This window comes from Stieleria sp., assembly GCF_041595215.1.
GTDB lineage: Bacteria > Planctomycetota > Planctomycetia > Pirellulales > Pirellulaceae > Stieleria > Stieleria magnilauensis.
In genome coordinates this window covers 1-11977 of record NZ_JBFHKV010000130.1, presented here as the reverse complement: position 1 = coordinate 11977, position 11977 = coordinate 1, and the positions used below count along the sequence as shown (strand labels likewise).

Here is an 11977-nt window from a genome sequence, read left to right as displayed (position 1 = left end):
CTCCCAGTTCACGACCGGGTTGGCGGGGTCTTCCAAATTCGGCAGCGGCGACCCGACCGCGCTGTCCCGCGAAAGGTAGTAGCCGCGGCCGTCGGGGTTGTCTGCAAAGGGGATGTCGAGTTCATCCCAAACGTCTTTTCCGCCGTAAGCTCGACTCAGTTCCAGCGGCATGGATTGAAACCTCTCCGGTGGGCCGGGGACCAATTCGCCCTCTCGCTCGACCCAGACACGATCACCAAACACGGCGACCGCGGATTGAAACGAATCTCCCACGCGAACGATCACCTGGCCGCGCGTCGGGTCGTTGCCGAAGGCGCATGCCTGGCCGAAGACCAAGACGTCCACACCGCCGCGATAAAACACTTCGTCGGAATCCATCGGCCCGCCATGTGGCCCTTCCCAGGGTTCGGCGGAAACGATCCAAGGTTGTTCCTCGGACAGCACCAACCCATTTGTGGTCAGATCGTAGGTCGCGCGACAGGTCACCGACGCGCAGAATCGGTCTTCGTCGATGGCGCCGCGAAACAACAGCGCCGGGAACCGGGTTGAGTTTTCTAGTTGCATTGGATCATCTAACAATTCACGCGCACGCGTTCCCCCGTCAGCCGCACATCATCGTTGGCCGTCACTTGAACGTCCCCACGCTGCGATTCGATGCATTGGGTGTGGCCGCTGGAGTGCATCTTGCCGGCGCTTTTCAGGCTTAAATCGCCGTCGGTCGACAACGACAGGGAATCGCGGCCATGGATCGCGACGTGGCCGGCATCGAAGGCCAGCGTTCCATCAACGGAGACCTGCAGCCCCGCGCCGCCGAGCATCAGCACCGGCCCGGCCTCGGTGATCTGGATTTCCAGCCGGCACTTGCCGTCGACGGACATCAGGTGCAAGGTCTGTTGGTCGCCGTCGGTTTGTACTTGAATCGACTGGCCGTGCCGCAGCGGCAGCGTCGTTGCCTCGGCGGCGGAATCCGTCTTCGTGGACGTCTGTGTCATCAATTTCGCTGCCTGTAATCCTAGGAGTTGACCTTCACGACGGCGCCTGTGATGGTGACCGGGCCGGCGCCCATGACGTCCACCATCGGCCCAGAGATTTTGATTCCACTCGGTCCGATCTCGATCGACGACCCGCCGACGATCAGCCTGATCGCGGAGCCGGCATTGATTTCCAGCGCGGCTCCGACATTGAGCGTGTCCGACGCACCGACTGACGTCGATCGACTGGCGCCGGTGTTATCCTCTTGCGATCCGGTCACGTTCAGCGTCCGGTTGCCTCCGACGGTCGTGTCCCGATTGGAACCGACACTGAGGGACGAATTGGACCCGATGGTGACTTCTTGATTGGCGCCCACGTTCACGGTGCGGTTGGCACCGACGTTGATTTCTTGGTTGCTGCCGATACTGACCGCTTCGTCGACCGACACATCTCGGGTGCGGTTGTTGAGCACGTGTTCGCGGAGATCGTTTTCGATGGTCGAATCTTTATCGAACTGAGCGTGCTCGCGGATCAGTTCGTTGCCTTTGGTGTCGTCCATGACGTACTCGTTGTATCCGCCGCCGCCCTTGGTGCTGTTTGATTTCAGCCCGCTGATGTTCTTGGAATCGGGCAGTCCGAAAGGCGGCATGTTTTGGGCGTGATAAACACGACCGGTGACCAGCGGTCGATCGGGATCGCCTTCGAGGAAACTGACGACGACTTCCTCGTCGATGCGAGGAATGCTGATGCCGCCGAAACCGGAACCGGCATGAACCTGCGAAACGCGGATCCAGCAACTGCTCTTGTCGTCTTTTTGGCCGTAGCGGTCCCAGTGAAACTGGCATTTCACGCGGCCGAATTCGTCCGGATAAATCTCCTCGCCCGGCGGACCGGTGACGATCGCCGTTTGCACGCCGCTGATGATCGGTTTGGCGGTGCTGCGTGGCGTTCGAAAAACGCGTGAAGACGGCAGGCAGGTGATCGAGTTGCGATAGGCCATGCCGCCGTCGCCGCCGGTCTCATAGGCCATCGGCTCGCTGGCGGAGTGCTGGATCGCGGTGATCACCACTTCGGCGCCTTGTTCCTCGCTGTCGCGATGTTGATCGACGGTGAAGCGACCGCCGGCCTGAAACGTTTTGCACAGGCTGGTCGCCGACACGATGTCATGACGCGTCTCTTCGGCCTCGATCCGCAACCGGGTTTCGCCGCCGCCGACGCCCTTGTCGGGATATTCGCCCGGATAGTCGTACATTTCGTAGTTGCCGACTTCAGGCAGATCGACGACGGTCCCCGTGTCGGTGATCAAATCATCGCTGGGGGTTTTAAAGTTGTAGTCGCGCTGCACCCATTTCCCGGGCACAAATTCGTACTTGCGTTCCCAGCTGGTCAAGTGGTCGTCGATCGCGCGCGAGCCGATGTCATCGGGAAAATCGACTTCGGCTTCCGGCAGCGTGTAGTAACCGTCTTTGTGATCGGTGATCACCATTTGGTGAGCACCTTCGGAGTGTTTGAAATAGTAAAAGATCCCTTCCTGTTCCATCAGACGCGACAAGAAATTGAAATCGGTCTCGCGGTACTGAACGCAGTATTCCCATTCCTTGTGATCGAGCAGGAAGTCCGACTTGTAATCGGCAAAGCTGTATTCGCCGAGGACTTCGTCGAGGATGTCGGGGACCTTGGTGTCCTGAAAGATTTTGCAGTCGCTGGTCTGGGTCAAGAACCACAGCCAAGGGACGACTTCGACGCGATAGTTGCGGCGGTCTTGTCCGTCGACGTCGCCGCGGGAGAGGCTTTTGACGAAACCGTGCCAGTGCCGCCGCGAGTTGTCGGCCAGTTCGACGCTCCAGCCGATCGCCGTACCGACGATGTCTTGGGGCTTGATACCGGGGTCGTCGCTGATCATTTCCAATTGGTAACGAAACAGCCGCCCCATTTCTTCGCTGCCGGTGAACGACGTGAGCAATAGCACATCGCCACCGAGAACCGTGTTGAGATTCAGGAGCCGATTTTGCTGTTGAAGTGCCATGACTCGGTCAAGGTGTGGTGTGTGATCAGGATGCTGGGGCGAGTGCAAGGTGAGCCGCCGCTACCCATCATGTCCCGGGCTCCGCCAGGGAACGAGTTGTCAGTGCGATCGCTGTGAACGCCAACGGGCCCGTTCGTCGCCGGGGACGAACGGACCGTTGTTAATCCGAACTCGGGAAGAGCGATCAAGATTCGCCTTCTTCGACCTTCCACGTGTACTCGACGTTGCCTTTCTTCTTGCCCTTGGAATCGTTCTCGGTGTAGGTCACCTTGATTTCTTCGAAGTTCAAGGAGAAGTCTTCGGTCGGCACCGATTCGCTTTGGCCGGCACCGCCGATGCTGTAGCTGGTCACCAACACATTGGTCAGTTCGTAGCGGTAGTACGTCACGCGTCCTGCGTCGGTATACGACGCGGTGACATCGATTTCGACCTTCGGATAGACCTTGCCCTTGCACACCGATTCGGCGATTTTCGGGCTCGATTTATCCAGTTCCTTGGTGCACGAGATGTCTTCCATGATAACGTCGCCGCGACGCCGTGTCGCACCGGTGGCCGAACCGCCGGGTTGATGAACCGCTTGGCTGAACGACAGCAAGTCGCTCCACCCTTTGTGGTCCTTGTCTTTGCATTCGCCGTCAACGCCATCAAACTTAATGTAAGCAGCCATGATCAGTTCCTTACGTGGAGAGGATGGAAACCGGAAGTGTTTTGCGTGGGCGAATTCTCTCGCCGCCATGCACACTACCGTTCTCGACCCACCGCCGGATTTGTTGCTTGATTCTGAGTTGAAATCTTGAAAATCCGAAATCACGTGTCAATCGAGGCAACGCAGGGAAAGCGATGGCGCCGGCTTCGCCACGACGATTCCGTTATTCCGTTTCAGCCTGATCAAGATTCAGCGACAGCGGTTTCGACTTCTTGGGCGTCGTGTCGATCTCCAAGTCTTTCCAGGTCAACGTCACGCTGGTGTTTTGTTTGGTCCCCTTAAATTTCAAGCTGTACTTGCCTTCGGGCAACGGCCCGAAATCGAAACGCTTGTCCTGACCCAGGATCGTTTTTTCTTTGCTGTTGACCGGTGCCGGGGCGGGGCTCAGGAACAACGTCCCGTTCATTCCCGCACGCGTGTCGAGCACCCCGTGCAGCCAGCCCATCTTGACCTTCGGCGCGACTGGCCCCCCGCCGGGTGTATCAGCCGGTGTCGGCTTTTTCACGACCGTGATCGGATACCGATTACTGCTCTCATTACCGGCCGCGTCGATGGCGCGCACGACGACGGCGTATTCGCCGGCGACTTGGAATTTGAACTGCGACTTGCCGGCCGGCAGGACGGCGGGCGAGGCCGGTGGGTCAAAGACGTGTTCGACTTGTTTGGTATTCGCGTTGCCGTCCTGAGTCGTGTCGAGCCCGATTTCCAGGCGTGAAATCCCCGCGGCTTTCGCTCCCAAGTCGCTGGCGGTGACGGAAAATTCCAGCGTCGCCCCGTCGTAATAGGGGCCGCGTTGTCGCGGGGTGATGGCGATCAGATTCTTGTCCGGGGGCGTGGAATCAAGCACCGCCGTGATCGATGCGCTCTCCTGTTCAATGTTGTCCAGTTTGAGCGTGGCCTCGATCGGAATGCGTTCATCGCGATAGCGGCCCTGGCTGAGTTCGACCTGGATGTCACTGACCTGGGTGGTCAGCGTGATGACGCCATCGCCGGACAGCGGGCTGGCCGTCGTGCGAATGAATCGATCGGTCTTGTAGCCGGTGAACCGACGGCCTTCGACATCCACCGCGACCTCGGGATCGCTGGTCCGCGTCAGGAAACCGAAATCCGCCTTGATCGTGGCGATCAACTGGTCGCCGTCACCCTTGAAATAAACTTCGTTCTCCGGCCAGTGGTACGACGTCGTCGGCTGCTCGGTGTTTCCCTGCGGTCGCCGGGTCAACGCGATCGAGCCGAATTTGATCTGGTTCTTCAGCTTGGCCGCACCGATGGCGCCCGGTTGGTGCTGGACGACGTGCTGAATCGCACGCGGCCAACCGTCGACATCGAGTCGGCACCAGGTTTCTCGATTGCGGCGAACCACGGGCACACGAAAGAACGCCTGTTTTCTGCCGGCTTGTGGATTGAGATCCACGAACAGACTGCGCGGGGGATCGCTGGTTTCGGCGCGGAAGTCCGACCACTGGTCATCCTGGACCCAACGCACGTTGACCGGCACCTTTTCCAATTGGGGCAAGGCGTCGCGTGAAGCGTCGCCGTCGATGTCAAACTCCAACTCCACGTTCACTTCGACTTCGCCGTCGTTGTAGGACACGCTGGTGGTGACGTAATCGCTCGGCGCCCACGGCTTGGCGACCAGGCAGATGATCTGATCTTTCTCGGGCATGACGTTGTCATTGCCGTCGACCAACCGACACACCAGTGCCATGCCGTGACTGATGTCGGTTTGCGTGTCGCCCGGCGTCGCCGGGGCTGAAGCAGCGGCCGGGGCCGGGGCCGGGGCCGCCGCAGCATCGGTCGACGATGCCGGAGCCCGGAAGTTCAGCGCGACGCGCTCGCCGTCGGCGGGAATCGCCAGCGTGCTGGGGCCTTTCAAAATCTGAGTCGGCAGCAAGAATTTTTCCAAGATCCGGCCCTTCTCGTCCAAGATGCCTCCCTCGGGGCTGGCGTAAAGATTGGCCGCGAAATCCGGCCAGTAGGCGGCGACCGTGTCCGGCATCGGCTTGGGCAGCTTGATCAACCAGACCTTTGCCATGCACGCCTTGCCGGATTCGTTAAACAACTCGAATCGAAACGGTGTCTTTCGACTGTTGAAGGTCCGCAACCAGAGCCCGCCCGGCAGGCTGCCTTCATCGCTGAGCACCTCGCGGGAGCAACCGATCCCCGGCGGCGACGAAGCGACCAGCCGCAATCGATTTTCGCGTGGCAATTCGATCGGCAGGGAATGGATGCCGACGACGCCTTCAATTTCATCGCTCACCCGATCGGCGCGGATCTGTAGTTGAAGTTTCAAATCCACTCCCCGCTCGGCCAGCGTCGCCGGGCGAATCTCCAGCGGCAGATCACGGTACGAGTCGCCGTCGATGGTGATCGCCACCGACTCTCCCGGACGACTGGTCGCCATGCCGGGGTCTTTCCACAGCACCTCGGCGCGGGGTGGCCCAAAGTCGTTGGACGAGCTGCGCAGATCGGCGCTGACCAACAGCCGAACCGGTTGGTCGCGGCCGGGATCAATGCGGAGGGTCAAGTTGCGGCGGTCTTGCATCGTTTCCAATCGCAGCACCGCCGAATCCCCCAGTTTCTGACCGCTGTCATCCAAGATCGTCACACTCGCAATACGGACGATGGGCTTGGCCGTGATGGCGTGCAAGATCGGTTGCTGGTCAGCGACGACGTTGACGCGCGGATCGATCCGCAGCGACGCCGCGAACCGGTCGGCAAACGCGCCCGACTGGTCCTTTCCCTGTTCCAGGATGGCTTTCCAGCCGGCGGGATCGGTGGGACCGGCCGCGCCGTCACGCGGCTTTTCAAATTGCGCCAGGTCGGACCGATACTTCATCGTCACGTCGCGGCTGCGTTGCGACGGAGTGGGCAGGGCAAACACGACGTCGCTGAAATTGACCGTTCGCTCTTCCGTGTCGGTCGGGTCGAGCCGCGCGCTGTTGATCGCCGCCCTTAACCGTCGCCGCTGGTCGCCGGTCGGCAGCGGGCTCCGCAGCCAGGCCCAGGCGTTGCGATTCAATTCCCAGGTGCGCGGCGGATCATCGAGGGCAAACCCGGCCAGCAATTGATTGACAGCGCCCTCGACATTGCGATCGAACACGTTGATCGCCGAATGCAATCGAGACAGCTGGCGATCGAGTGTCCCCTGATCGGGTCGCTCGGCTCCATCGCCCTCGGCCAGCACCCGTTCGGCTTGCAGTGCGGCGTCGGCGATCCCCTGGTCGGGAATCGGGCCGCCGGCGATGGCTGCTTGGCGTTGGAATTCCAGCCACGACCAGAGCCGAGACCGCGCGACGGCAACGGCATGCTGCAGGGCATCGGCGGTGCGAAGTCGCCGATCGGGGCGCGTCGCGTCGCGCGCCGCCCGATGATTCAAGACCAGCCGTTTCAGTCGGCTGACAATGTCATCGGAGATGTTGTCGTTGATTCCGCCGGACGACGATTGCCCTTTGACGATTCGCTGCAGTTCCCGCAAGTCCTCAGCGACTTGCCGCGGCGTGGGGGTGGGAGACGCCGGGTCGAAATCTTTGATCTGACCGGCGAGCACCACGACCAGCAAGCGTCGCCACAGGTGCGGCGCCAGCGCGACCGGGCTGACGTCGGGTTCGCCGTCGGAACTGGCCAGGGGAATCGACTCGAATTGGTCGCGTCGGTCCCAGAACGTCATCTCGACCGGTGCGTCAGCGACATTTCCGGAGGTGTTGCTGGCCGCGGACGAGTCCGCCGGCGCTGCCGATGGGTTCGTCGGTTGGTTCGAGGCGGCGGCGGGTGTCCCAGTGGTAGCGGCTGCAGGCGAGCCGTCGGTGGTTTGGCCATCGGTTGCCTGACCGCCGGTTGCCTGACCACCGGCACTGCCCGCCGCGGGCGACGCGTTTTCAGCTTTCGCCGCGTCGCCGCCTGCGGACTGCAGCACGACGGGGGTGGCTGTGATGCCGGAAGATCGTGATTGAGAAATCTTGTCGGCAAGGTCATCAGCGACCGCGCCGGAATCCTCCGGCGTTTCCTCCTCGCCGTCTTCTTCGTCCGCCGGCGGTTCGACCCGCGCGATCCAGACGTCCAAATCGCCGCGGGCCAACGCGTTCGGTTCGACGCGTCCGACACCGCCCCGCAGCAGCATCACGCGAGGGCTGTCGGTTTCGTTGTTGCGCGGCATGCGTCCGTATCGATCGGAGAAAAACGCACACAGCTCGTCAAGTTCGACTTTTAGATCCCGGTTCAGATCCGCGCCGCCCTGAATGCCGTCCAACAGCGTCTGCGTCGAAAGTGGCAAGTGAGTGTTCGCATCCCAACCGACGTTTTGCATCGGCCCGCGCGTCAGCAACACCCACAAGCGATCGGCCGACTCGCCGGGCAATTGCCGGATCGTTTCATCGAGGTGCGCAAAGACATCATCATTCCACTGACCCAACGACGGTTGGGCGGCGAGCGGTTCGGCGTCGATCACCACCAGCCGCGTGCCACCGAAGGAGCTGGACGCGACGGCCGCGAGCGGTTCCAAGATCTCCGTCAGCGGCAACAGGCCGTTGGGGGATTCCGGCGATGATCCGATCGCCAGATCGCTGCACGCCAGCGACGGTCGTTTTTCTCCGTCCAGCATCAGGTAGCCACGCAGCACGACCATCACGGTGTCGTCGGGATCACTCAAATACTTCGACACGAGTTCGGTTTGCTGAAAGCTGCTGCGGATGACGTCACAGCTTCCACGCAAGTCGTTGGCCTGGAGCTGGGATTTCAACGCCGCACGGGCATTGGCGGCGAACATCGGCGGCGTGACGACATCGGTGTCGTAGTCGTTGGAAACCAGAATCGTGATCAGTTGCCGATTCGGCCCCGGCAACAACAGGTACACGAACAATAACGTCAGAGCGATCGCGACCAGGGTCAGCAAGGCTTTGATCGTTTTCCGTTTTCCTGCCTGACCGCTATCGGCACGCCGCCACGATTGTCGCTCGCCGTATTTGCCTGAGGTGCTCATTGTGATGCGATCCAACGGAAGAAGACTGAACCCTACGGGAAAAGTTTACCTAGTGGGAACGATACCCGACACCTGCTAGAGTATCATCGTTGAGTGGAAATGATGGCAACGATGCGATTACTGACGGCAGATTACTGACAGCCCCGGTTTCTGACAGCCACGGTGAGGAGAACACTACAGCGATGCACAACGAGAGTGTTGCTTGGTTAGAGGGGATGTTTTTACGGCCCCATCATATGCAGGCCGCCGAACGGAGTATCGACGAGAATGCCAGACAGCACGTTGCGCTCGATCACGGGTACAACTACGGCATTCGGCAGATCAGCTTCAGCCGTGAAGCGATCGCCAACGGCCAGTTCGAATTGAGCGAATGCCAAGCCCGGCTTCGCGACGGCACCGTCATCTGGATCGACTCGGCCCAACAACCCGATCGTGTGGATTTGGGTAAGACAGGTGGATCTGTCAAGCGAAATCTGTCCGATGCGTTTGATCAGGTCGAATCGATCGACGTCTTTCTGGCCGTGCCAAAACTGCGGCTGGGACGTCCCAACACGCTGCCCGAGCGCGGCGGCCAGCATCGTTTTTTGGGGCTGCCCGGAACCGTCGCAGATGAAAACGCCGGCGGCAACGAGCAAGAGAGTTCGTTGCGGACCTTGAACGTCCAGATCTTGCTGGGCACGGACAATCTGGCCGGTTACGAAACGCTGCCGATCGCGCGGATCAAACGTTCCGGTGCCGCCGAGGCCGCGCCGGAGCTGGACAACGAATACATTCCACCGGTGCTCGGCTGTGACGCCTGGCCGGAACTGGCGCGCGATTATGTACGGGCCGTCTACGACATCATCGGTCAAAAGATCGAAGTGCTCAGCTCGCAAGTGATCACGCGGGGCATCATGCAGGGGGCGCCCGAGGCCGGTGACATGAACCGGTTGCTGATGCTGACGGCGCTCAACTCCGGCTATGGGTCGCTGCGATCGCTGGCGTTCGCCCGTGGCGTCCACCCCCACGTCGCCTACACCGACCTCTGCCGGATTGTCGGATCGCTTTCCATTTTCCGCTCCGATCGTCGGCCCGGTGAAATCCCGCTGTACGACCATGACGATCTGGCGCGCATCTTCCGCTGGGTGCTCGAAGAGATCCGCTCACTGATCACGGAAGTCCAGGAGTACAAATTCGAGCGACGCGATTTCATCGGCGCCGGAAAAGGACAAGAAGTCCAGCTGGACCAAAAATGGATGAGCAAGGGTTGGGAATGGTACATTGGAGTGCAGCACGAGCGGATCACGGCGGCACAGTGTCGTGAATTGCTGGAAATCGGCCGACTGGACTGGAAACTGGGCAAAAGCGAGAAGGTCGATTTCATGTTCCGCTTTCGCCAAGACGGATTAAAAATCACCGAGACAAAAGCCCCACGCGCCCTTCCGCAAGGCGACAATTGGCTGTTTTATAGCGTCAATAAAAGCGGACCGGCCTGGGAAGACCTGCGATCGGACGACTCACCGCGGTTGGGCGTCCGTTTCAAGGAAGCGTTGATTGCGAATTTGGCGACGCTGCAGGGAAAGAAGGAACTGCAAATCAACGTGGACGGAATCGAAGGCACGCTCAAACTGAGTTTGTTCGCCGTCCCCACCGCTGAAGACTGAGACCGTTTGCCGCTGTTACGCTTTTCACCTTCGCCTCGGATCAACCCTTCTCCTCCATGTCGCCAGAATTCGCCGCCGCCGTTGACCCCGTCTTCATGTACGTTTCGTCCGTCGTGGATGAAATCGAGGCGAATAAGAATCCGAGTCCGGAAGACACCAGCGCCAAGATCCGCGGGCTGCTCGACAACGCCGAAAACATGCTCGGACGGCGGCCCGATTGGGAACTGGCCAAATACGCACTGGTCGCCTGGGTCGACGATTTGCTGATCGAAGCCGCCTGGGACGGCAGCAAGTGGTGGGAGCAGAACCGGCTGGAATTTCAAATCTTTAAAAGCACCAGCGCGTTTTCCAAGTTCTACGAGCAGAGCCAAAAGGCCACCGAGCTGCCCCAGAAGGACGCGTTGGAAGTGTTTTACGTCTGCGTCGTGCTGGGGTTTCGCGGGCTTTACGCAGACCCCGAAGCGACCGCCCAACACGAACACTTCGGCGTACCGGCCTCGCTGGACGAATGGGCGCGACGGACCGGCATGGCCATTCAATTGGGACAGGGCCGACCGCCGATCCTGGAACAAGGACGCCCCGGCCAAGGGGCTCCGCCGCTGGAAGGCAAGTACCTGCTGATCAGCTCGGTGATCTGTTGCGTGCTGTTGGCCGCCGTCGCCATCGGAATCGGAAAAATGTTAGTGTGGCCGTAGTGGGGAGTTGGGAGACAAGGAGACAAGGAGACCAGTAGGTAGGGCATGCTGTGCATGCCGATTGTCAGATGTAGGGCATGCTGTGCATGCCAATCGTCAGAGGTAGGGCATGCGGTGCATGCCAATCGTCACGCACCGCGTGACCGACAAATGTTTTTGAGGTTTACTCGTTTTGATGATTGAAGATCGGAGTCGATAACGATGGGCAGCGCGATACGAAGCTTCGTCGACGCGGTCTTGTACCCGTTTCGCATGTTGGCGCAGATCCCCAGCAGCGTGATCAGTTCGCCCAAGCGGATTCTCGGCCTGTCGTTGCAGGCGCGGGCCGCCTGGCTGCTGTTCTTCGGCTTGCTGCTGGTCGCGATCATCTGGGCCATTATTCGTTTTTATACCGACCAGACCGAGCAGAAGGCGAGCTTCTACTGGCGTGAGTTGCCGGCGATCTTTTTGCTGGTCATCGCGATTCCGATCGTCGTTTGGTTCGCGCTCAAGCTGTGGCTCGAAGGCGAACCGTCGGCGTTTCCCGATATCGACCGCGCCTGGGAGACGGCGTTGACCGCGATGGAGGAACAATCGATTGATCCGTCCGAGACGCCGATCTTCTTGATCGCCGGACCGGGGACGGTCGAATCGGTCAACTCCTTCATGGCGACTTCCAACACGCAGTTCCCCGTGCGGGCGCCGCTGGGGCCGGCTCCGATCCATGTGTTCGCCAACCAGCAGGCGATCTATGTGGTGTGCACCGAGTGTTGTCAGCTGAGCAAATTGCTCGGTTCGCCGCGTGACTCGACGATCGTTCCCGGACAAATGCCTGGCGCCCCTCAGCCTTTCCAGGCTGATCGGACGATGGACGTCAGCACGATGGGACAGAATCCGGCCGCGCTGCGTCCGCCGATGCCGCCCGCCGGCGGCAACGCCTCGGCCTACTCAGCCGATGTTCGAAACACGATCGCCGGG

8 protein-coding genes are annotated in these 11977 nt (G+C 60.5%); 3 read left to right on the top strand and 5 right to left on the bottom strand.

Features of this window, described 5'->3' with window-relative positions; genetic code table 11:
* From ABX749_RS07460 to ABX749_RS07440, 5 genes are all read right to left on the bottom strand, one after another.
* On the bottom strand, positions 1-564 hold a 564-nt coding region (locus tag ABX749_RS07460; RefSeq protein ID WP_372895420.1), incomplete at its 3' end, for a DUF2169 domain-containing protein.
* An 8-nt stretch (positions 565-572) separates the two neighbouring features.
* A complete protein-coding gene (locus tag ABX749_RS07455; RefSeq protein WP_145216844.1) occupies positions 573-992 on the bottom strand; it encodes a hypothetical protein in 420 nt (139 codons plus the stop codon).
* 20 nt (positions 993-1012) lie between these two features.
* The gene (locus ABX749_RS07450) at positions 1013-2998 is read right to left on the bottom strand and encodes a type VI secretion system Vgr family protein (RefSeq protein WP_145216847.1); all 1986 of its coding nucleotides are present in this window, start codon (positions 2996-2998) and stop codon (positions 1013-1015) included.
* A 184-nt stretch (positions 2999-3182) separates the two neighbouring features.
* Positions 3183-3665 (bottom strand): Hcp family type VI secretion system effector, encoded by a 483-nt coding sequence (locus ABX749_RS07445; protein WP_372895419.1) that lies wholly within the window; start codon positions 3663-3665, stop codon positions 3183-3185.
* A gap of 202 nt (positions 3666-3867) precedes the next feature.
* Positions 3868-8682: a hypothetical protein gene (locus tag ABX749_RS07440; RefSeq protein WP_372895418.1), complete on the bottom strand. Its 4815-nt coding sequence runs from the start codon at positions 8680-8682 to the stop codon at positions 3868-3870.
* Positions 8683-8864: 182 nt separating this feature from the next.
* On the opposite strand from ABX749_RS07440, the gene tssK reads away from it, so the two are divergent.
* The 3 genes from tssK to ABX749_RS07425 all read left to right on the top strand — a co-directional run.
* Complete coding sequence (gene tssK, locus ABX749_RS07435; protein WP_372895417.1) at positions 8865-10325, top strand: type VI secretion system baseplate subunit TssK; 1461 nt, start codon at positions 8865-8867, stop codon at positions 10323-10325.
* A 56-nt stretch (positions 10326-10381) separates the two neighbouring features.
* The gene (locus ABX749_RS07430) at positions 10382-11020 is read left to right on the top strand and encodes a DotU family type IV/VI secretion system protein (protein ID WP_095736234.1); all 639 of its coding nucleotides are present in this window, start codon (positions 10382-10384) and stop codon (positions 11018-11020) included.
* A gap of 201 nt (positions 11021-11221) precedes the next feature.
* The coding region (locus ABX749_RS07425; RefSeq protein WP_372895416.1) for a hypothetical protein at positions 11222-11977 on the top strand (756 nt) is incomplete at its 3' end.

Coding starts and splice junctions, on each gene's coding strand:
- ABX749_RS07430 (WP_095736234.1), top strand. CDS start 10,382: ATGTCGCCAGAATTCGCCGCCGCCGTTGACCCCGTCTTCATGTACGTT.
- ABX749_RS07450 (WP_145216847.1), bottom strand. CDS start 2,998: ATGGCACTTCAACAGCAAAATCGGCTCCTGAATCTCAACACGGTTCTC.
- ABX749_RS07445 (WP_372895419.1), bottom strand. CDS start 3,665: ATGGCTGCTTACATTAAGTTTGATGGCGTTGACGGCGAATGCAAAGAC.
- ABX749_RS07455 (WP_145216844.1), bottom strand. CDS start 992: ATGACACAGACGTCCACGAAGACGGATTCCGCCGCCGAGGCAACGACG.
- tssK (WP_372895417.1), top strand. CDS start 8,865: ATGCACAACGAGAGTGTTGCTTGGTTAGAGGGGATGTTTTTACGGCCC.
- ABX749_RS07440 (WP_372895418.1), bottom strand. CDS start 8,682: ATGAGCACCTCAGGCAAATACGGCGAGCGACAATCGTGGCGGCGTGCC.